The sequence below is a fragment of the Marisediminitalea aggregata genome (assembly GCF_900129565.1).
Taxonomy (GTDB): Bacteria; Pseudomonadota; Gammaproteobacteria; order Enterobacterales; family Alteromonadaceae; genus Alteromonas; species Alteromonas aggregata.
In genome coordinates, this window is the sequence record NZ_FQWD01000007.1 from 233565 (window position 1) to 255985 (window position 22421).

Sequence of the window (22421 nt, forward strand, 5' to 3'; positions counted from 1 at the left end):
TTCCATAGGCCTCGGATATTTACGACCAATAAGTATTAGGTGCTTATTAAGGCCACTTTACGATATAACCTCTGAAAATTAGATTTTACTAATTTACTTATTTCTAATGTATTAGATTTAAAGTGTTTTTAAGCGACTAGAAACACCGAAAGTTTCATTTCAACAGCAGAAAATACATACCAATCTAAGCGAAAAACGATTTTTTGCCCCCCTTCCCTTAAGTTTTTCTGTGAGCGGCAGATAAATGCATAGAACGGCAATATTTTCCGGCAACGGATTTTTGACGCCGTTCAAAATAAAATCCTACCATGTTGTTTTATATAGGTTTTTATAAGTTGGCACAATGTTCGCTATAACCATTGTGACGACAGAAACAATGTCAGTCAGTTTTGTTTGTTTTGTTTATAATAATGAGGAATGAAAGATGTTGAAAGCATATGCAGTAGCCCTAGTTCTTTCTACTACAGCACCTGTCGCAGATCAAAAGCAAGAAGGCGCTCAAAAAGCTCCGGTTCAGAAAAAAGAAGTTGCTACAGAAACACAGCAATTCAAGCCAAAGACAAGCGGTGTTCGTCTTTAAGCTGAATGAGAACGCGTGAAAAAAGGGAGCTGAAGCTCCTTTTTTTATGCCTGAATTTCGGCCTTAAGCACGCAATACGGCGTTATTGAAACCCATATCGCGACGCATTCTTACATGACGGGAAATAGTGAACATAGGTAGCAACAAGGGCCCCAGAATTACCCCTGCTAACGCCCAGCGCTTCTCAGCCAATCCAGCTTTCAGTGATTCTATATAAAAATACACACCTGATAACACTGAGACCAATACTATCGTCAACATTTTGACACCCCGCTTACTGAATTAATCTTACTGCATAGATTCGCAAAAGCGGGCGAATAATAAACGATCACGTACAGAAAACCATCATTTTTGTTCGTTATAATGAAAAAAACCGGGCTAAGCCCGGTTTTTATACATTTTATTAACAGTTAGTTAATAAAATGTTTTGTTTTCTTTAGCCATCTCTTCAAGGACTGGTGCAGGCTGGTACTTCTTATCGAGCTTGTCAGCATAGTAATTCAGGCGTTCCACGACCTTTTTAATGCCAAGCTGATCCATATAACGGAATGGTCCGCCCAGGAACGGCGGGAAACCAATACCAAATATGGCACCAATATCACCATCACGTGGATTGCGAATAACACCTTCCTCAAGACAACGTGCAGCTTCGTTTAGCATCATCAGTACACATCGCTCAGAGATTTCAGACTCACTGCGGCTCTTGTTCGGTTGAATACCCAACAACGTATAAAGGCTCTCATCCACTTCTTTACCAGGCTTCTTGCCTTCATACGAATAGAAACCGCGCTTGTTTTTCTTACCTTTACGGTCGTCTGCAAGGACTTTATCGAATGCGCTTGGAGCTGTAAAACGCTCACCAAAAGCATCAACCAGTATAGGTATGATTTTGGTGCCTACATCGATACCGACTTCATCCAGCAGCTTCACTGGGCCAACCGGGAAACCGAAATTCAATAATGCTTTATCAATGTGATCGATAGGCTCGCCAGCCAGAATCAGATTTGCCGCTTCGTTCATGTAAGGCGCCAAGATACGGTTTACGTAAAAACCCGCGCCGTCTTTTACCACAACCGGTGTTTTGCCTTGTTTTTTAGCAAACTCTACCGTTGTGGAAATCGTCTGATCAGACGTTTTCTCGTGTGCGATAACTTCAGCCAACGGCATCTTATCTACCGGCGAGAAATAATGCAGGCCTATTATGTTTTCAGGGCGCTGCGCACCTTCCGCAATTTGGCCGATAGGAATAGACGACGTATTGGACGCAAAAATAGTACTTTCTTTGCAGTTGTTTTCAACATCAGCAACCATTTGCTGCTTCAGTTTCACATCTTCAAATACGGCTTCAACCACAATGTCTACGTCTTGCATACCGGCGTAATCAAGTGTGCCTGTCAGCAGTGACATTTGCTTCTGCATTTCAGACTTCAGCATAAATTTACGCTGAACCTTCTTGATTAGCAGGTCATAGCTGTATTTCATGGCATTGGCGATACCAATTGGCTGGATATCTTTAATGCGCACTGGCACTTTCGCTTTAGTCGCCGTAACGAATGCAATACCGCCGCCCATGAGGCCACCACCCAACACGCCGACCTTTGCCACTTTTTCCGGTGCAACGTCAGCTACACCTGACTCTTTCTTCATCGCGGTAGTCGCAAAGAAGATTTGTCGCAGCTGTTTTGATTCTGGTGTCATGACCAGTTGACCAAACGCTTTTGCCTCGGCCTCAAGGCCTGCACGCATGCCTTTACTCAGGCCTAATGCAACCACATCAAGGATTTGCTGAGGCGCAGGGTAATTCCCGCGTGTCTTTGACTGAGTTTGCTGTGCCGCTTTGTTAAACAGAATATTGCGACCCGGGCCAGTGCCTTCAAGAAATTTATTTACCAGTCCTTTTTGCGGCATTTCGCGATTTGGCTTGCCTTTGGCTGCAAAAATGCTGGCCACTTTTAGTAATACAGACTGGGGTACAACATCATCGACCAGACCGTATTTTTTAGCCTGCTTCGGACGCACAGCGCCACCGGTAAGCATCATTTTAATGGCTTGTTGAATACCGACCAATCGCGGTAAACGCTGTGTTCCGCCACTGCCCGGTAATAGACCAAGCTGTACTTCAGGCACACCGAGTTGCGTTGCTGGCGCGTCGGTACATACTCGGTAGTGACAAGCTAACGCCAGTTCTAAACCACCGCCCAATGCCGGACCGTGAATGGCGGCAACAAAGGTCGCACGCATCTTTTCGATACGGTCAAAAATGTCCTGGCCACCTTTTGCTAAAGCCTGAGCTTCCTCGGCCGTTGTGCAGGCGTCTAGCATAGTAATGTCAGCGCCGGCTACAAAAGAACTCGGCTTGCCACTGATCAACACCACGCCTTTGATGCTGTTGTCTGCTTCAATTTCATCCAGGATCTTCGTGATGTCATCGCCGAATGCTTGTTTCAGCGTGTTCATCGACTCACCCGGAACATCCATCGTGAGCACGGCAATGCCGTTGTCCTGGCGGCTTAAAGTAAATGCGCTGGTTGCTGCTTGTTCAGTCATTACGCTGTCTCCAAAATCATAGCTGCGCCTAAACCACCTGCCGCACAGGCAGTAATCAATCCGGTACCACCGCCACGGCGGTTCAATTCATTCAGCATTTGCGTGATCATACGCGTACCGGTGGCTGCAAACGGGTGACCATAGGCAATCGAGCTGCCCATCACGTTGAATTTGTCCATATCGATTTCACCGGTGGCTTTGCTGCGTCCCAGTTTTTCCTGAGCAAACTTGTCGCTGGCAAACATCTTCACATTTGCCAGGGTTTGAGCGGCAAACGCCTCGTGCATTTCAATAAGAGTCAAATCGTTTAGCGTCATGCCAGCACGCTCTAGTGCTATAGGTGACGCATAGGATGGACCCATCAGCATATCTTCCCATACATCAATAGCGGCAAACGCGTAGCTCTTGATGTAACCAAGCGGGGTGTAACCCAGGGCTTTTGCTTTGCTCTCGGTCATCATCAGTACGGCTGATGCGCCGTCGGTTAATGGTGTTGCGTTGGCCGCCGTTACTGAGCCGTATTTACGGTCGAATACCGGACGTAACTTCGCATAGCCTTCAAGCTTTGAGTCGAAACGGATGTTATTGTCTTGCTCCAGCGCACCTTTAAATGGCTCGGCGTAGGCAGTCATTACTTCACTGGCCAACTTCCCTTCCTGCCAGCTTTGAGCTGCCAGCGTATGAGAACGGTGAGCCAGTTCATCCTGCGCTTCACGGGTAATACCGTGAGTTTTCGCCATTTGCTCTGCAGTCTGTCCCATCGACAGTCCTGTTGAGTATTCAGCAACCGCCGGCGGCACTGGCAGTAAATCCTTTAAGCCAAGGCGCTTTAATACCGCCCATTTTTGGCCCAGGGTTTTGGTCTTTTGCAAATCAACCAGCGCACGAGCTAGTTTTTTGGACACGCCGATTGGCGATACAGACGTTGAGTCAGCACCACCGGCAACGCCCACTTCTACCGTGCCAGCCATCATAGATTCTGCGATATTCACCGTAGACTGGAAGCTGGTTGCACAGGCGCGTGATACGCTGTAGGCGTCGGTGTGTACATTCATACCGGTGCCCAGCACGATTTCACGGGCAATATTGGGAGCTTCAGGCATTTGTACCACCTGACCGTATACCAGTTGATCAACCAACTTGGGATCAACTGCGTTACGAATCAACAGCTCGTTCACCACCATTTTGCCCAAATCTACGGCTGGAACACCGTGAAAATAAGTCGCCATTTTTGCGAAGGGCGTTCTAAGCCCAGCGACAATGGCAATGCGATCGCCATCACGCGTTGTAACCGATTGCTGTTTAGCCATTATTTTAAACCCTTATTAAAGACCTGGTAGTGGTCTGACCTGTTAGTAATGCGCCGATTTTTACAAACAATTAAACAAATAGCAAATCCGCAGGAGAATATTTTGCAACAATTAATCTCTTGAAGAGAAAAAGTAGCTTGAAACAGAATAAGGGAGCCTTATATTGACTTAACAGTCAGAAAGCTTCATTCCCACCGCGGAGCCATAAGTATAGGCTCTGTGGTTCAATAACGATAACAAGGTTAGAAAACGCTATGGCAGCTGAGCAGTTCAGGCAGTTACACGCCTATCTTGATTCACAAATTATCGGTCAGTCCCAATTAACCCTTAACATGCTGATCGCACTGCTGGCCGATGGCCACTTGTTAGTTGAAGGCCCGCCAGGATTGGCGAAAACACGCGCAATTAATGCGTTAGCAAAAGGCATTGATGGTGACTTTCACCGCGTTCAGTTTACCCCTGACTTACTGCCTGCAGATTTAACCGGTACGGATATCTACCGACCCGAAACCGGTCAGTTTGTATTTCAACAAGGCCCACTGTTTCACAATCTGGTGCTGGCCGACGAAATTAACCGGGCACCGGCTAAAGTGCAATCTGCACTGCTGGAAGCCATGGCTGAACATCAGATCACAGTTGGTAACAAAACCTATGCGCTGCCAGAACTATTTCTGGTTATGGCCACGCAGAACCCGCTGGAGCAGGAAGGCACATACCCTCTCCCGGAAGCGCAGCTTGACCGATTCCTGATGCACCTGGAAATTGATTACCCCGACGCCGACACCGAACTGCAAATCCTGCAATTAACCCGTAACGAAGAGTTGAGTAAGCCATCTGCGCTGCCACCGACACTCAGTCAACAGGACATCTTCGCCGCGCGCAAAGATGCGCTTGCCTTGCACATGGCACCGGCGCTTGAAACTTATTTAGTACAATTGATTATGGCTACGCGTCGTCCGGAAAACTTTTCGCCTGAATTAGCCCAATGGATTGAATTTGGTGCCAGCCCTCGGGCCACCATTTCACTGGATCGCTGTGCTCGCGCGCATGCCTGGTTGGCGGGAAGAGATTTTGTTGGACCAGACGACATTCAGGCCGTGTTCCACAACACGCTGCGTCACCGCTTAATTCTGTCTTATCAGGCCGAAGCGGAAGGCGTGACCGCCAATCAGGTGCTGGACACCATTTTAAATCTGGTCGCTGTGCCTTAATCAATGACGAGTGCACAACAACAGCTCAACAGCCTGCAGTCCAATGGCATTCAGCTGAATGTAAAAGAACTGCTGCAATATAAGCAGTTCGCCGGGCTGATAGACATGAAACCCACGCGCACGCCTCAGGCGCGTTTGGCTGGAAGTTACCTGACCAAACACAAAGGGCGTGGCATGGAGTTTGATGAAGCCAGGCACTATCAGGCGGGCGATGACATTCGTGCTATCGACTGGCGTGTAACTGCGCGCACAGGAAAGACTCACACCAAGGTGTACCGCGAAGAACGCGAACGCCCGGTATTTGTGTTATGCGATTTATCTGGCTCGATGCAATTTGGCACCCAACTGCTGCTCAAAGCTGTTCAGGCCGCACATTTGAGTGCTTTGATCAGTTGGGCCGCAGCGCAGCGCGGCGACAAAGTGGGCGCGTTAATCTATTCAGATTACTCGCATAAAGAATGCAAACCACTAAGCCGTAAACGCGCCGTGTTGACTATCTGTCACGAACTAATGCAATGTCAGAATGAAGCCATCCAGGCTCAGGAGCAAGCTCCTCAGGCAAACCTGGAACAAGCTTTATCGCGGCTACGTCGGCTGGCAAGGCCTGGCAGCCTGGTGTATATCATCAGTGATTTCCTGCAACTCGATGAGCGTGCGCTACAGCATTTGACCCAAATCAGTCGGCATTGTGAAGTGAGCGCGATTGCGATCACCGACCCCCTTGAGCATACCCTGCCGAATCTGCGCCACACGCAGAGTGTGAATGTAACAGACGGCGAGCAAAAGCAGACCTGGACACTGGGTGATCCGGTTTTAGCTAAACACTATTCGGCCAGCCAACAAGCGCGCTGGCAACAGGTGAAAGACAGCCTGGGGCGCTGTAAAACGGGGTTAGGCTTTATCGATGCCGGTATTCCTCTTACCGAACAACTTGAACGCTTGCGGAGGCAGCCAGTATGGACCCGTTAGCCCAGTTAAATGATATCCAAACACCAAGCGATGTGGACTGGTGGCCGTTGGCTTGGGGGTGGTGGGCAGTCATTGCGCTAGCACTGCTTATTATTGTGCTGACCGCACGCGCTTGGTATCGTCACCGCCAATTTACTAAAGCCAAACGCGAAGCACTGGCAACGCTGGCTACCTTTTCCGCTGAACCGGCTCAGGCAGCGGTAAATACCAATCAATTACTGAAACGAGTCGCAAAACACTATTTCGGCGCTGAAGCCGTGTCTGCGTTATACGGCGACAAATGGCTGCAGTTTTTACAAAGTACGGTTAGCAACAAGCACGCGGTATCCATGGCGGCAGGACTTGAAGTCATGATTGGCAAGGTATATCAGCAATCACTTTGTTCTGATGCAGAAGCCAGCGATATTTTTACCGCTGCGTCTATATGGTTAAAACAAGCCAACCTGAAGCAGATGCCTATCGAAACCACGACCATTGAAGCACAGGGGGCCAACCATGTTTGAGTTTGCCTGGTGGTGGGCCCTGTTTGCCCTGCCCCTACCCTTAATTGTTCGTTTGCTGAGTCCCAAAACCAAGCAAACGGATGTAGCACTGCGTGTGCCGAATTTAATGAACAACCTGCCACAATCGAGCTCACCCAAGGCCGCCAAGCGCGGTTGGTTGGTACTGGCAAGCATCATGTGGGTTTGCTTGGTGTTAGCTGCCGCCCGGCCCCAGTGGTTGGGTGAACCCGTAAACGTGCCAAATGAAGGGCGCGAAATGATGCTGGCGGTGGATTTATCCGGCAGTATGAAAATTGAAGACATGATGGTAAACGGCCGTCAGGTTAATCGCCTCACCATGATTAAGTCCGTGTTATATGACTTCATACAGCGCCGGGTGGGTGACCGCCTTGGTCTGATACTTTTTGCCGATACAGCCTATTTGCAAGCCCCCCTTACCTATGACCGGGAAACTGTCGCGACCCTGTTGGACGAGGCGGTAATTGGCCTGGTGGGAGAGCAAACGGCGATTGGTGATGCCATAGGCCTTGCTGTTAAGCGCTTTGAACAAAAAGCAGAATCAAATCGCGTACTGATCTTACTAACAGACGGCCAGAACACGGCTGGGAATATTACGCCACAGCAAGCCAAGGAGCTGGCCGTGGATGCGCAGGTTACGGTTTACACCATTGGTGTCGGTGCCGATGCCATGACGGTATCCAGCTTTTTTGGCAGCAGACAGGTAAACCCTTCGCAAGAGTTAGACGAAACCATGTTAACCGATATTGCGAAAGCAACGGGCGGCCAATACTTCCGTGCGCGCAACGCCGCCGAATTAGAAAACATCTACGCCATGCTGGATCAACTCCAGCCTATCGAAGGCGAGGCGCGTAAAATGCGGCCGTTAACCGCATTGTTTTACTACCCGCTGGCGTTGGCACTTTTACTTAGTGTGCTGCCAGTTATTGGCATTTTCCTGCGTAACATTTGGATTAGGCTTGCAGGTAACAAGGAGGCAGTGTCATGAATAGTGCCTTTGGTTTTCTGCCTGCAGACTTTCACTTTCTGCGCCCTGAGTGGTTCTATGCCCTCATTCCATTGGCATTGATGCTGTGGGTGGTCTATCGCTGGCGCCGCACGGCAACAGGCTGGCAAGGCGTGATTGCAGGACATCTTTACCAGTATCTGGTGACAGGACAGCATACGGCCAAAAGCAATACGCTGGTAAGCTGGCTGGCACTGGCCTGGTTGCTGACGGTTATCGCGTTGGCAGGCCCCAGTTGGGAACGCATTCCACAGCCTGTTTTTCAGGTTAAGGCTGGACACGTGATCGTGATGGATATGTCGTTATCCATGCGCGCTACCGATGTTACACCAGACCGGTTGTCCCGGGCGAAATACAAAGCCATCGATTTGGTTAAGCTTATTAACGAAGGCGATATGGGCCTGGTGGCTTACGCAGGTGATGCGTTCACGATCAGTCCACTGACTGAAGATGCAACCACGTTAACTGCCCTGCTCCCCAGTCTGAGCCCGGAAATTATGCCCACACCGGGCAGCGAGCCAATCCTGGGGTTAAAAGCCGCGGCCAACTTACTGGAAAGCGCGGGCTATCAGCGCGGTGCGCTTTACTGGATCACCGATGGTGTTGAACTGGAGCAAATGAAAGAGCTCAGCGACTTTTTATCATCGACGCCTTACACCGTAAATATCCTCGGTGTCGGTACCCAAACGGGCGCGCCGATTAAACAACTCAATGGCGAACTTTTAAAACGCAGTAATGGCGCAATTGTGATCCCGAAAATGAATCCATCGGCATTGCAACAGCTCAGTCGTCAGGGGGGCGGAAACTTTTCTGAGATTACCGCCAACGACAGTGATATACGCCGTATTGCCTCTGTGAGTCGGTTCGATAACGCCGAAACAGAATCCGAAGACGACAACAAACAAGGCGACAAGTGGGCAGAAGCCGGCCCGTATTTACTGCTGTTATTACTGCCGATTGCCGCATTGTCTTTCCGGCGCGGATTGTTGTTCGCCATTTGCTTGTGTGTACTAATGCCCATGCAAACCCCTGTTGCGGTTGCACAAACGCAACCTGTTTCAACACCTGAAGTGAGCGAAGCGCCACAACCAGAGGCCGTGAGCTGGTGGCAGAAGCCTTTCTTAAATGCCGATCAACAAGGCTTCGAGCAGTACAACAGCGAACAATTTCAGGGGGCCTCCGAATCCTTTGAAGATTTATCGTGGAGAGGTGCAGCTCAGTATCGCGCAGGTGATTACGAAGGGGCCGCCGAAACCTACGGCCAGCTAAATAGCGCAGAAGGCTTTTATAACCAGGGCAATGCACTGGCAAAAGCAGGTCAATTAGAAGAAGCCATTGCAGCTTATGAGCAAGCGTTGGCGAAGCGCCCTGATTACCCTGAAGCGGCTGAAAACAAAGCTTTGATTGAGCAATTAAAAAATCAACAGGACCAACAACAGCAAGACCAGCAAAATCAGGGCGACAATCAGAATCAGTCTGATGATCAACAAAATCAAAGTGAGCAGGACGGCGAGAATCAGCAGCAAAATGGTGAGGGTTCTGATCAACAACAGGACGGCGAAAATGACCCGTCGCAAAATGGCCAGCAAAACAGTCAGAATCAACAGCAGCAATCATCAGACAGTCAGCAAAATGCTGATCAAAACGGTGAACAGTCTGACCAGCAAGATGCTCAGGAAGAGCAGCAACAACAGGCACAACAGCCTCAAGAAGGCGAGCAGGAAGCTGGCGAAAGTGAAATGAAACAAGCAATACAGGGTGACGCCGAGCGCGATAAAGAGACCGAACAACGACTCAATAATCTGTTGCGTCGCGTGCCAGACGACCCCGCTTTCCTACTGAAACGCAAAATGCAGTTAGAAGCGCAAAAACGTCAATATCGTCGTCCCCCCTCTTCAGATCGGAGTGATTGGTAATGATCAATAAACGCCTGATAGCAGGCTTACTCATAAGTTTGCTGCCCTGGTTAGCTCAAGCCGACGTAACCAGTGTCACAGCCACTATCGACAAAAACCCGGTTATGCTCGACGAGGCCATTGTTTTAACCGTCGTAGCGGAAGGCGACGCCGAACGCGATGCGTTCGACAGTTCAGTACTTCTGGGCGATTTTGTGGTGGGCCGCACTTCAGTGGGCTCTCAAACATCAATAGTGAATTTTTCGACCCGCCAGACTACAACCTGGTCCACGACACTATTTCCTCGCAGTGTCGGCGACTTCACTATTCCAGCTTTCACCATTGAAGGAAAATCCAGTGCGCCGATCAAGGTCAAAGTCATTCCTGTACAACAAGGCAGTGACGCACCGGCACGGGAGTATTACGTAGCGACTGAGGTCAGTCAGTCTGACGTTTATTTGCAGCAACAATTGCGCTACACGGTAAAGTTGTATCTGGCATCCCAAATCGAACGCGGTAGCCTTCAGGCGCCGGAGTTGGAAAATGCGCAAATACAGCAGTTGGGCGAAGACAAGCAATACACCGAATTAGTAAATGGCAAACGCTATCAGGTCATTGAGCGCAACTTTGCCATCCTGCCGCAGCAGTCCGGTGAGTTTACTATTCGCGGTCCAGTTTTTTCAGGTGAAGTCATTGCGGCCAATACCAACCAGCGTTTCGGCTTTTTTAACCGTACAAAAACCATCAACCGCGTTGGCCCGGATGTCGACATCAGCGTAAAACCCATCCCTGCCAACATAGATTATCATTGGTTACCCAGCGAATTTGTTCAGCTCGATGAAAACTGGCAAACCGAAGAGTTTGTGGTAGGTGAACCAGTCACTCGTACTCTCACACTGACCGCGGTAGGCGTGGTAGAAGAACAGCTTCCGGAAATAGAGCAAATCTATCCGCCTGCCTTCAAGCTCTATCCGGACCAGCCCGGTAGCGCAACTGCTGAACGCGATAATCGATTAATCGTACAGCGCACAGAGTCTGTCGCACTGATCCCCACTCAACCCGGCGAGTTTATTATCCCTGAGGTGAAGATCCCCTGGTTCAATACCGCTAGTGGCATAACAGAATATGCAACGCTGCCTACCCGTACGATCACGGTAGCTCCTGCTGCCAATATGGGTAATGAGTCACCCGGCACAACACCAGAGACGCAAGTAACTCCCCCTGTGTCGCCACAGAATACTGCGGAACAAAATACGCCAGCATTGCCGGACAACCAACCCACAGCGTTAAATCCGCAGCCATCATCTATAGCTGAGCAAGGCATAGATCTGTGGCACTGGATATTGGCAGGACTTTGGCTACTTACTGCAGCCGGTTGGTTTGTTTACGCGCAGAGAAAGCGCACCGTTGACCCACGGCCCTCACTGCAAAATTCAGTGACGAATAACGATGTAAAATCACTCGTTAGCACCATAGAAAAGGGCAATGTGGGAGAAATTCAGGCTGCAATTCGCACTTGGCTTTCACAGTTTTCAGCGGCGCAGCGCTGGCAAATTCAGCAAAGCATTAAGCCCGAGCTCGACCAAATGATGGCATCCGCTTTTGCGAACCCGCCGAAGGCGTGGGACAAAACCGCGCTGATTTCAGCAATACAACGTATAACAACAACCAAAACAAAAGACGGTGGATTAACCCCGCTTTATCCGGTAAATCATTAGGGCTCTTATGCACATTCCAACACAGAAAATACTTAAAGTCAGCGCCATTGCAATCGCGATAAGCGGGCTAATGGCCTGCTCTCCGGCGCCTCAATCAACATCACCAGCCACCACGGCTGACACTGAGCGCCCCGCTCAAATGCAATCCGAGTCCGAGCGTCTTGCCGCGTTTTTTGAACGCACTTTTCAGGACGACTTGAAGCGTTCCCCACAGTTCCAAAGCTACTTGGGTATCAAATGGGACTATGACAAATGGGGGGATGTGAGCGATGCCTTTGCCGACGAGACTATCGCGATTGCTAAAAACCGACTACAGGAAATATCCCAGTTTGATACCAGCAAACTGAGCGAGCAGGAACAAATGAGCATTCGCCTGTTTAAGCTGGGTATTCAACGTGATTTAGAAAACGACAAATACCGTCACCACACTTATATCGTGCATCAATTCAGAGCGGCACACACTTCCGTGCCCAGCTTCCTGATCAATATTCATCGGGTAACCAGTGTTGACGATGCCAAAGCGTATATTGGTCGTTTAGACAATGTGAAGGGCTATTTCGATCAAGTCATTGATCAGATGCAGCTTCGTGAAAACCTTGGGGTATTTCCACCGAAATGGGCCTATGATCAAATGATTGAAGCATCGCAAAACGTGATCAGCGGCATACCTTTTGATTCATCAGACAAGCCCTCTACCCTGTGGAAAGATTTTAGCGACAAGGTCGACGCCCTTGACCTGAGTGAAAGTGAAGCAGAGGCGCTAAAAGGCGAGGCCAAAGCAGCGCTACTCACTTCAGTTAAACCTGCTTATGAAAAACTCATAGCCGCATTTGCACACCAAAAAACAGTCAGCCCCGAAGGCGATGGTGTATGGCGACTGCCCGACGGTGACAAGTGGTATCAAAATCGTCTGAACTGGTTTACCACCACAGACTTAACGGCTGATGAAGTTCACCAGATTGGTGTTGAAAATGTCGAACGCATCCACAATGCAATGCGGGACATCATGAAGCAGGTTGAATTTACCGGCACGCTACAGGAATTCTTCGAATTTATGCGTACCGACGAACAATTCTACTATCCCAATACCGATGAGGGCCGTGACCGTTACCTGGCTGAAGCCACAGCCGCTATCGATACCATGCGTGAAGCGTTACCCGACTATTTTGGTTTGACGCCTAAAGCGCCCATGGTTGTGAAACGCGTAGAAGCGTTCCGCGAAAAGTCAGCAGGCAAAGCTTTCTATCAGAACCCTGCGCAGGACGGTTCGCGCCCGGGTATCTACTACGCGAACCTGTACGACATGAACGCCATGCCTACCTATCAAATGGAAGCATTGGCTTACCATGAAGGTATTCCGGGTCACCACATGCAACGTGCTATTGCCCTTGAGCTGGAAGGCATTCCTCAATTTCAGAAATTCCTGAGCTTTACTGCCTACACCGAAGGCTGGGGCTTATACACAGAAGAACTGGCCAAGGACATGGGCTTTTACAAAGACCCCTACTCCGACTTCGGACGCCTGGCAATGGAACTATGGCGCGCGTGTCGCTTAGTGGTAGATACCGGCATTCACGCCCAAAAATGGAGCCGTGAAGAAGCCATTGACTACCTCATCCAAAATACACCGAACCCGGAATACGATGCGATTAAGGCTATCGAACGTTATATTGCCATGCCTGGGCAAGCCACGGCTTACATGATTGGAAAACTCAAAATCATGGAATTGCGTGAAACAGCCAAGGCTACACTGGGCGACAAGTTCAGTTACCCTGAATTCCATGACGTGGTGCTGAAAGACGGCCCGGTGCCACTGTCTGTGCTGGAAGAAAAAGTGAATCAGTGGGTGACTGGTAAACTATAAACCTACCGCTATTTCAACACATTCAAAAAGGAGCTTCGCGCTCCTTTTTTGTTTTTTTGAAAAAAAACGCCTAATGTTGAAATTTGTTTTGAAGCGTGTCGGTCTATAAGGACATGAAAGAAAAATCTCAACGCTATGAAGCCTTAGTACGCGCGCTGCACGCCGATGTGTACCGCTACGCCTACTGGCTCACCAATGACAAAGCGACTGCCGAAGATATTGTGCAGGAAACGTTTTTGCGCGCCTGGCGCGCGCTCGACTCCTTGCAGGATGAAAAGGCCGCGAAGTCCTGGCTTATAACCATACTTCGTCGCGAAAACGCCCGGCGATTCGAGCGTAAACAGTTTGATTTGGTCGATATCGACGATGTGTCCGTATCCTCATCTGATTGTCACGACAATGACGCAGAGGTTCGCCAGCTAAGACGTGCAATGGCGAAGCTGGATGAGGATTACCGGGAGCCACTCGTACTTCAAATCCTGTTCGGCTTTAGTGGTGATGAAATAGCCCAACAACTGGATTTAAATAAAAATACCGTAATGACACGATTATTCAGAGCCCGCGCACAGCTAAAAGAGGCGCTGGCTCCCAATCAACCAGAAAGAGGTCGCCAAAATGGATGAGTTAGAATTTCGGCGCCGCATATATGCTAACCCTGCGGATACCGACGAAGCCTTAGTGCAAGCAGCAAACGACGATCAAGGGTATGATGATTTTTGGCAGGATGTTAAACGACTGGACGACAAACTGACGCGCGCGGTAGATATCCCCGTGCCCGACGACTTAGCTGACAAATTAATTTGGCAACAAAGTGTCCGTGAGTTTGCCCACAAAAAACGGAAAAATCGCTGGTACATTGGACTGGCTGCCAGTGTCGCCCTCACCGTGGGCGTAGGTATTACGGCCTGGCAACAGCAACATGTCTCTTTAGGCGAAGCGGCCCTTGCACACATGTATTATGCCGAACATGAAACGCCAGTAGGCGACGTGCCGGTGACGGCCCAAATTGCCAATGCAAAGCTGGCACAATTTGGCGCAGAACTGGACCCGGCGATTGGCAAAATTGCCTCGGTTAATTACTGTCACCTGGACACGATCCGCAGCTTGCATTTGATCATCGAAACCGCGCAGGGTCGCATGTCAGTATTCCTAGTTCCCGAAAAAAACCACCCGGTGAAAAATGGGTTTGCCGATAGCGTGTACGAAGGCATGTCCTATGCGTTACACCAAACTAATGTGTTAGTGGTAGGCGAGAAAGGCGCCGATATTCCAGCGTTCCAGAACGTACTTAAGCAACGCTTGAAATTCTCAGCGTAAACCTGATTTAGATTCTCAAGGCAATGCGGCTTATCCTCAGATGAGCCGCACTTAATCTGGCCGCCTTACAATTCTCGTTTTAACTCCCTATACATCTCCCCTACCGTTTATTCGAGCCGCTTGCTGGTAACGCATCACCCCATCCTGATATAGTAAAAACAAACACTATAACGATAACGATTGAAGGAAGCGCTAATGGCAGTTGGCACCATGGTCTCATTGGGCCTGTATTTTTTAGTGATGTTAGGCATTGGTTGGTATGGCTACAAAGAAGCTGACACCAGTGTTGAAGGCTACATGTTAGGTGGCCGGAAATTAGGCCCAGCGGTAACAGCCCTGTCTGCAGGCGCCTCAGACATGAGTGGCTGGATGCTGATGGGATTACCTGGGGCAATGTATGTAGCAGGTATTTCTGCTGCCTGGATAGCTATCGGCCTTACCATCGGCGCCTTTCTTAATTATATTTTGGTTGCTCCTCGCCTGCGCGTATACACCGAAATTGCCAACAACGCGATCACCTTACCCGATTACTTCGAAAACCGCTTTGCCGACAACAGCCGTATGCTGAGAGTCATTGCCTCGGTAGTCATTGTGATTTTCTTTACGCTGTACACGTCTTCGGGCGTCGTTGCAGGCGGCAAGTTATTCGAGTCTTCTTTTAACCTGAGCTATGAACTGGGCCTTTATGTTACCGCCGGTGTTGTGGTGGCTTATACGCTGATTGGCGGCTTTATGGCGGTGAGCATGACCGACTTTGTACAAGGTTGCATCATGTTCATCTCGCTGATTCTGGTACCCGTTGTGGTTGTCATGGAGCTGGGCGGTTTGTCTCAGGCTAATCAGGTGATCAACAATATCGACCCGGCTATGTTCGATTTATTTACCGATGCAGCCAGCGGTACAACGCTGTCATTCATTGGCATTTTGTCGTTGCTCGCCTGGGGATTCGGCTATTTTGGTCAGCCGCACATCATCGTTCGCTTTATGGCAATTCGCTCTGTAAAAGCGGTTCCGGTTGCTCGTCGTATTGGCATGAGCTGGATGATTTTGTCGATTACCGGTGCATTGATGACCGGCTTGTATGGCCTTGCTTACATCACTCAGCAACCCGATGTAACTATAGACCCTGAAACCATTTTTATTTACCTCTCTCAGATCTTGTTCCATCCTCTCATTGGCGGCTTTTTACTGGCAGCTATTCTGGCCGCGATCATGAGTACTATTTCATCGCAGTTGCTGGTGACGTCCAGCTCGTTAACCAGTGATTTTTATCAGATATTCCTGCGCAAAGACGCCTCAGAGGGCGAACTGGTTATCGCTGGTCGGGTATCCGTCGTTCTGGTAGCTGCCGTTGCGATTGGTTTGGCTTACGATCGTGATAGTACGATTTTATCGCTGGTGAGTAACGCCTGGGCCGGTTTTGGTGCGGCATTTGGCCCGTTAGTGCTTTTCAGTTTGTTCTCTCGTAACATGACGCGCGCAGCGGCATTTGCAGGCATGATTACAGGAGCTGCTACTGTTCTGCTGTGGATTTACCTGCCAGTGCAAATTGAAGGGCAGAGTTTAAGCCAGTGGATGTACGAAATCGTCCCGGGATTCGTGCTTTCCAGTATCGCTATTGTTGTGGTAAGTAAATTCACCCAGCCACGAGAAAGCGTACAAGCCACCTTCGCTAGATTTGAAGACGCGCTTCACCAACAGCGTTAGTAAACATGTCGGCGGCTTACATGCGGTAAGCCGCCATTTAAATAAAATATCTTTCTTTCCTCTCTCGTCATACCACTGCAATCAGGCGTATACTAAAGCACCCTGTATATACCAACAGAGCCTTAACCCTTTTGCCAGCGCGGCTTAAGCCATTCTCATATCAACGCGCTTCTGAATCATTGTGACAACTTTATGGCAAAGGAATAAAAGTGCTATTTCAAATAGCAAAATGGCATAGCACAAATGCTTCTAAATATGTTAGGGTTCTATGTATATAATCATTTCGTATATAAACCTAAACTTCGGACTCGATAAATGACTGCAAGTATCCCGTCAACCACCCATTTGAAACAACTCGAAGCCGAGAGTATCCATATCTTTCGTGAAGTCGCTGCGGAATTCGAAAACCCAGTGATGCTGTATTCCGTAGGCAAGGATTCCTCGGTGCTGTTACACCTGGCACGCAAAGCATTTGCGCCAGGCAAAATTCCATTCCCGTTATTACACGTGGACACCACGTGGAAATTTCGCGAAATGATAGAGTTTCGTGACCAGCAAGCGAAGAAACACGGTTTCAACCTGTTGGTACACATTAACCAGGAAGGTGTGGACATGGGTATGGGCCCATTCACACACGGTAGTGCCAAGCACACCGACGTTATGAAAACTGCAGCGCTGAAACAAGCGCTGAACAAATACAAGTTCGATGCCGCCTTTGGTGGCGCGCGCCGTGACGAAGAAAAATCACGTGCGAAAGAGCGCGTTTATTCATTCCGTGACAGCAACCACCGCTGGGATCCTAAAAACCAGCGCCCGGAACTTTGGAATATCTACAACTCGCAAATCAACAAAGGCGAGAGCATCCGTGTATTCCCAATGTCGAACTGGACTGAGCTGGACATCTGGCAATATATCTACAAAGAAAACATCGATATCCCTCAACTGTATCTGGCCAAGCCACGTCCTGTTGTGAAGCGCGATGGCGTTCTGATCATGGTTGACGATGACCGTATGCCGCTGGAAGAAGGCGAAGTACCAGAAATGAAATCAGTGCGTTTCCGTACATTGGGTTGTTACCCACTGACCGGTGCCGTTGAATCGACTGCCGCGACACTGCCAGAAGTTATTCAGGAAATGCTGCTGACCAAAACCTCCGAGCGTCAGGGTCGTGTGATTGACCACGATAGCGCTGGCTCGATGGAGAAGAAGAAGATGGAAGGGTACTTCTAATGGCCACCAATATCGTTTGGCATAAGCACGAGATCAATAAAACGACACGTGCAGAAAGCCTGGGCCAGAAACCGCGCGTGTTGTGGTTAACCGGTTTAAGCGGTTCGGGTAAATCTACCCTGGCCAACTTGCTGGAAAAGAAACTACACGAACAAGGTAAACACACTTATTTGCTGGACGGCGATAACGTGCGTCACGGCTTGTGTGGTGACCTTGGCTTTAGCGACAAGGACCGGGTAGAAAACATCCGCCGCATCAGTGAAGTCGCAAAGTTATTTGTAGACTCCGGACTGGTGGTGTTAACCGCGTTTATTTCTCCGTTCCAGACCGACCGCGATTTTTGCCGCAACTTGCTGGCAGAAGACGAATTCATCGAAGTCTTCGTTGATACACCGCTGGAAGTCTGTGAACAACGCGACCCGAAAGGCCTGTACAAAAAAGCACGCAGTGGCGAAATCAAACACTTTACCGGTATTGATTCTGCCTATGAAGCGCCAAGCTCCCCTGAGGTACATTTACCTTATCAGGAAGAATCTGCCGAAGACACGGCTGAGCGCTTGTTTAACCTGTTAACTGAAAAAGGATTGTTGTAATGGCCATTACGGACCCTCTCGCTTTACAAGTTCTGGCAATTGCCAAAGAAGCGGGTGCAAAGATCATGGAAATCTATCAGCGTGATTTTGCGGTGTACGAAAAACAGGACACCAGCCCGCTGACAGAAGCCGACCTGGCTGCACATAAGTGCATCGTGGCCGGCCTTGAAGCCATTTCCGATCTGCCTATCCTGTCTGAAGAATCAGCTGATATTCCATGGGAAGAGCGTAAAACCTGGACCCGCTACTGGCTGGTCGACCCACTGGATGGCACCAAGGAATTCATTAAAAAGAACGGTGAATTTACCGTCAACATTGCACTGATTGATGGCGGTAAGCCAATCATGGGTGTGGTGTATGCACCGGCTTTAGAAAAATCCTACGTAGGGATTGTTGGTCAGGGCGCCTGGACTGAGACCGCGGAAGGGGTAAACCCCATCTCGGCCAAGTTACACAGCGAAGGCGAAGTGTGGAAAGTGGTAGGTAGCCGCTCGCACCAAAGCCCCGAAATCAAAAACCTGCTGGAACTGCTTGGCGGTGAATCAGAGCTGGTTGCCATGGGCAGCTCTCTGAAACTGTGCCTGGTAGCAGAAGGCGAAGCGCACCTTTACCCTCGCCTGGGCCCAACCTCTGAATGGGATACCGGCGCAGCGCACGCTGTGGCACTGGCCGCAGGCGCAAACGTAACCGTACTGGACGGCGCAAACCCACTGAATCCTGACGCTGAGGCTCTTACCTACAATCAGAAAGAGTCTGTGTTAAACCCTTATTTCCTCGTGAGTGCATAAGCATGAATAACGAAAACGAATTATTGAAAGAAGACATTCTGTCTTACCTTGACCAACACGAACACAAAGATCTACTGCGCTTTTTGACCTGTGGTAGCGTTGATGACGGTAAAAGTACCCTGATCGGCCGCCTGCTGCACGACTCAAAAATGATTTATGAAGATCAGTTAGCCGCAATTACCCAGGACAGTAAAAAAGTAGGTACGACCGGCGACAAAGTTGACCTGGCGTTACTGGTTGACGGTCTGCAATCTGAGCGTGAACAAGGTATTACTATTGACGTAGCCTACCGCTACTTCTCAACCGACAAGCGCAAGTTCATCATTGCCGACACGCCGGGACACGAGCAGTACACGCGTAACATGGTGACCGGTGCCTCTACCTGTGACCTGGCCATCCTGATGGTTGATGCGCGCGCGGGTGTGAAAACACAAACACGTCGCCACTCCTTCCTGGTATCGTTGTTAGGTATCAAGCACGTTATCGTTGCCGTCAATAAAATGGACCTGATGAAGTACAGCGAAGAGGTGTACAAAGAAATTCAGGCAGACTACAAAGAGTTCGCCAAGCAGTTGGATATCCCTGATATTCACTTCGTGCCCATTTCAGCCCTTGAAGGCGATAACGTAGTAAACCTGAGCGAACATACGCCTTGGTACGACGGTAAAACCCTGATGGAAATGCTGGAAAGCATTGAAATCAATAAAGATGCAAACACTGACGACTTCCGCTTCCCGGTACAGTACGTCAACCGTCCTAACCTGGACTTCCGTGGATTTGCCGGTACCGTTGTGTCTGGTCAAATCAAGCCCGGAGACGACGTAACAGCATTGCCTTCAGGCAAGACCTCTAAGGTGAAGCAAGTTGTCACCTTCGATGGCGACCTGGATGAAGCCTATGCGCCACTGGCAGTGACCCTGACGCTGGAAGACGAAATTGATATCTCTCGTGGCGACATGATTGTGAAGTCAGACAACAAGCCGTTGCTGAGTACACAATTTAAAACTCACCTGGTATGGATGGCTGAAGAGCCTATGATGCCGAACAAGCAATACATGTTTAAGTTCGCCACAAAAACCACCCCAGGCAGCGTTGCGGCTATCGATCACCTGATCGACGTAAACACACTGGAGCACAGCCAGTCTCTGCACATGAACCTGAACGAAATCGGTGTGGTTGATGTGAAGTTTACCCAGCCTGTGCCTTGTGACCCGTACAAGCGCAACCGCGCAACCGGCGCCTTCATTGTAATTGATCGCTTAACCAACGGTACCGTTGGTGCAGGTATGATCATCGATGAACTGGCGAAGGATAAGCTGCACGGTGCCACTGAGTTCTCAGCCTTTGAGCTGGAATTCAATGAACTGGTTCGTAAGCATTTCCCTCACTGGAATGCCATCGATATTAGCAAGCTGTAGGAGCAGGATCTTACAAGATGGATCTGAACCACCTCGTGGTACTGAGCTTTTTCTTCGGTACCATCGGGGCGCTGATTTTTTCGAATCTGCGCCCCTCTACGGTTTTCGCGCTTGCGGTGTTGGGTCTGTTAGTGGCCCAACAAATCACATTCGATGAAATTCTGGTAAATCTCACCAATAAGGGCTTAATTACCCTGATACTTCTGCTACTTGTTAGCAGCGCAATTGACAAGACCGCGTTTATAAAACGTCTGGGCCGAAAGTTAGTCACGGCTAATTTCACTCAGTCTTACTGGCGTTTATTCGGTCTGACATTTTTCTCCTCGGCGTTACTGAATAACACGGCTATCGTAGCCAGCCTTATTGGACCGGTAAAACAAAACCAGTACCACCCTGCTTCACGATTGCTTATTCCCTTGTCTTACGCTGCCATTCTGGGCGGAACGGTGACCTTAATCGGTACCTCTACCAACCTGATCGTAGACAGCTTTTTACAAGAGCATGGGCACCCTGGCTTTGGCTTCTTAGATTTTACCGTAATTGGCCTGGTGGCAGGCTTAAGCTGCGGCTTGCTGATGTTTCTGCTCACTCCCCTGTTACCCACTATTGCCAATAAGCAAAATGATTTCAGGGAATACATTGTCGAAGCAGAGGTCAGCGATGACTCTGAACTGGTTGGCAAAACAGTTGAGCAGAATCACCTGCGCAATTTACCAGAGTTATTTCTGGTAGAGGTTGTGAGGAAAGGCAAGCTGATTAGTCCGGTTGGCCCGGATGTGATAATCCAGGGTGGTGACAAGCTGATTTTCTCAGGCAACGTCAAGAATCTCGATACGTTATCGCATATCAAAGGCTTAACCACCTTTGCTGAAGCTGACGGTCTATTGCGGGAAAACTTAACCGAAGTCATTGTGTCAAATCGCGCGCAAATCATTGGCCAGACGATTAAAGCGCTCGGCTTTCGCGCCTTATTTGATGCTGCGGTCGTGGCTATCCGTCGCGATGGTGAACAGCTATCGGGTAAGCTGGGAGAAATTAAACTGCAGGCCGGTGACTTCCTGTTACTTGCCGCAGGGCCTGATTTCCATTCTCGTCATAACCTGTCCAAGAACTTCTTTATCCTGTCTGAGCAGCGGATTTCCCGTCCACTCTCGACACCGCAGGAATGGATCACAGTGGGCGGGTTCTTAGCAACAGTGGCGTTAGCTGCAACTGAGATGCTGCCGCTGGCCATTGGCTTGTTGTTCTTTGCGGCAGTGCTGATTGGCGCAAAGGTCACTTCCAATGGCGAAATCAAACGCAATATGCCGCTGAACCTGATTGTGGTGATTGTGGGGGCGCTGTCGCTAGCGAGTGGACTTGAAAACTCGGGGGTCATTGCACTCAGTACCGAGCAATTGCTGCCCTATCTGGCCGACACAAACTGGCTATTGGCCTTGGTTGTCGTCTATGTACTCACTCTGGTTCTGACAGAGTTTGTTACTAACAACGCCGCGGCCGCCCTGATGTTTCCGTTTGCGTTTGGCCTGGTTGAAATTATTGGTGCGCCGTTACTCCCGTTTGCGTTAGCCGTTGCCTTTGCGGCGAGTGCGAGCTTTATCTCACCGTACGGCTATCAAACCAACCTACTGGTGTACAACGCCGCCAATTATAAATTCGGGCACTTTATTCGGTTTGGATTACCCATTTCCATTGTGTACTCCAGCATCGTGATCACAATGCTAAACAGCCTGTATTTATAAACAAA

19 protein-coding genes are annotated in these 22421 nt (G+C 49.4%); 16 read left to right on the forward strand and 3 right to left on the reverse strand.

Translation table 11 applies throughout. The annotated features are described in order from the left end of the window. Window positions 1-424: 424 nt before the first annotated feature. On the forward strand, window positions 425-580 hold the full coding sequence (locus BUB81_RS22210; protein WP_175555841.1) for a hypothetical protein: 156 nt from the start codon (window positions 425-427) through the stop codon (window positions 578-580). A gap of 63 nt (window positions 581-643) precedes the next feature. Here the strand turns inward: BUB81_RS22210 and BUB81_RS19595 are convergent, their stop codons facing one another. The 3 genes from BUB81_RS19595 to fadI all read right to left on the reverse strand — a co-directional run bounded on the left by BUB81_RS19595 (window position 644) and on the right by fadI (window position 4437). After that, window positions 644-841 carry a hypothetical protein gene (locus BUB81_RS19595; RefSeq protein ID WP_073325054.1) on the reverse strand — a complete coding sequence of 66 codons (198 nt, stop codon included), beginning with the start codon at window positions 839-841 and terminating at the stop codon, window positions 644-646. A 153-nt stretch (window positions 842-994) separates the two neighbouring features. Beyond that, window positions 995-3127 carry a fatty acid oxidation complex subunit alpha FadJ gene (gene fadJ, locus BUB81_RS19600; protein WP_073325055.1) on the reverse strand — a complete coding sequence of 711 codons (2133 nt, stop codon included), beginning with the start codon at window positions 3125-3127 and terminating at the stop codon, window positions 995-997. Next, window positions 3127-4437 carry an acetyl-CoA C-acyltransferase FadI gene (gene fadI / locus BUB81_RS19605; protein ID WP_073325056.1) on the reverse strand — a complete coding sequence of 437 codons (1311 nt, stop codon included), beginning with the start codon at window positions 4435-4437 and terminating at the stop codon, window positions 3127-3129. Before fadI ends, fadJ begins: the two co-directional genes overlap by 1 nt. 254 nt (window positions 4438-4691) lie before the next feature. On the opposite strand from fadI, the gene BUB81_RS19610 reads away from it, so the two are divergent. The 15 genes from BUB81_RS19610 (at window position 4692) to BUB81_RS19680 (ending at window position 22416) form a co-directional block, all read left to right on the forward strand. Further along, the gene (locus tag BUB81_RS19610; protein WP_073325057.1) at window positions 4692-5648 is read left to right on the forward strand and encodes an AAA family ATPase; all 957 of its coding nucleotides are present in this window, start codon (window positions 4692-4694) and stop codon (window positions 5646-5648) included. Between the two features lie 3 nt (window positions 5649-5651). Beyond that, window positions 5652-6617, forward strand: a complete 966-nt coding sequence (locus BUB81_RS19615) for a DUF58 domain-containing protein (protein ID WP_073325058.1) — start codon at window positions 5652-5654, stop codon at window positions 6615-6617. Then, entirely contained in the window at window positions 6605-7120 is a 516-nt protein-coding gene (locus BUB81_RS19620; protein WP_073325059.1) for a DUF4381 domain-containing protein, read from the forward strand. The genes BUB81_RS19615 and BUB81_RS19620 overlap by 13 nt, the downstream gene beginning before the upstream one ends. Next, entirely contained in the window at window positions 7113-8126 is a 1014-nt protein-coding gene (locus tag BUB81_RS19625; RefSeq protein ID WP_073325060.1) for a vWA domain-containing protein, read from the forward strand. Before BUB81_RS19620 ends, BUB81_RS19625 begins: the two co-directional genes overlap by 8 nt. Next, window positions 8123-10060, forward strand: coding sequence for a vWA domain-containing protein (locus BUB81_RS19630; protein ID WP_073325061.1), 1938 nt, complete (start codon window positions 8123-8125; stop codon window positions 10058-10060). The genes BUB81_RS19625 and BUB81_RS19630 overlap by 4 nt, the downstream gene beginning before the upstream one ends. Next, complete coding sequence (locus BUB81_RS19635) at window positions 10060-11757, forward strand: BatD family protein (RefSeq protein WP_073325062.1); 1698 nt, start codon at window positions 10060-10062, stop codon at window positions 11755-11757. The genes BUB81_RS19630 and BUB81_RS19635 overlap by 1 nt, the downstream gene beginning before the upstream one ends. A gap of 7 nt (window positions 11758-11764) precedes the next feature. Further along, entirely contained in the window at window positions 11765-13621 is a 1857-nt protein-coding gene (locus BUB81_RS19640; RefSeq protein WP_073325063.1) for a DUF885 domain-containing protein, read from the forward strand. A gap of 113 nt (window positions 13622-13734) precedes the next feature. Next, on the forward strand, window positions 13735-14244 hold the full coding sequence (locus BUB81_RS19645; protein ID WP_073325064.1) for a sigma-70 family RNA polymerase sigma factor: 510 nt from the start codon (window positions 13735-13737) through the stop codon (window positions 14242-14244). Continuing rightward, complete coding sequence (locus BUB81_RS19650; protein ID WP_073325065.1) at window positions 14237-14938, forward strand: DUF3379 family protein; 702 nt, start codon at window positions 14237-14239, stop codon at window positions 14936-14938. The genes BUB81_RS19645 and BUB81_RS19650 overlap by 8 nt, the downstream gene beginning before the upstream one ends. Window positions 14939-15133: 195 nt before the next feature. Further along, entirely contained in the window at window positions 15134-16645 is a 1512-nt protein-coding gene (putP, locus tag BUB81_RS19655) for a sodium/proline symporter PutP (RefSeq protein ID WP_073325066.1), read from the forward strand. Window positions 16646-16960: 315 nt separating this feature from the next. Further along, a complete protein-coding gene (gene cysD / locus BUB81_RS19660; RefSeq protein ID WP_073325067.1) occupies window positions 16961-17875 on the forward strand; it encodes a sulfate adenylyltransferase subunit CysD in 915 nt (304 codons plus the stop codon). Next, window positions 17875-18468: an adenylyl-sulfate kinase gene (gene cysC / locus BUB81_RS19665; protein ID WP_073325068.1), complete on the forward strand. Its 594-nt coding sequence runs from the start codon at window positions 17875-17877 to the stop codon at window positions 18466-18468. The genes cysD and cysC overlap by 1 nt, the downstream gene beginning before the upstream one ends. Further along, complete coding sequence (cysQ, locus tag BUB81_RS19670) at window positions 18468-19256, forward strand: 3'(2'),5'-bisphosphate nucleotidase CysQ (protein ID WP_073325069.1); 789 nt, start codon at window positions 18468-18470, stop codon at window positions 19254-19256. The genes cysC and cysQ overlap by 1 nt, the downstream gene beginning before the upstream one ends. 2 nt (window positions 19257-19258) lie before the next feature. Next, window positions 19259-20674 carry a sulfate adenylyltransferase subunit CysN gene (gene cysN, locus BUB81_RS19675; protein ID WP_073325070.1) on the forward strand — a complete coding sequence of 472 codons (1416 nt, stop codon included), beginning with the start codon at window positions 19259-19261 and terminating at the stop codon, window positions 20672-20674. Between the two features lie 17 nt (window positions 20675-20691). After that, complete coding sequence (locus BUB81_RS19680) at window positions 20692-22416, forward strand: SLC13 family permease (protein ID WP_073325071.1); 1725 nt, start codon at window positions 20692-20694, stop codon at window positions 22414-22416. The last annotated feature ends 5 nt before the right edge of the window (window positions 22417-22421 follow it).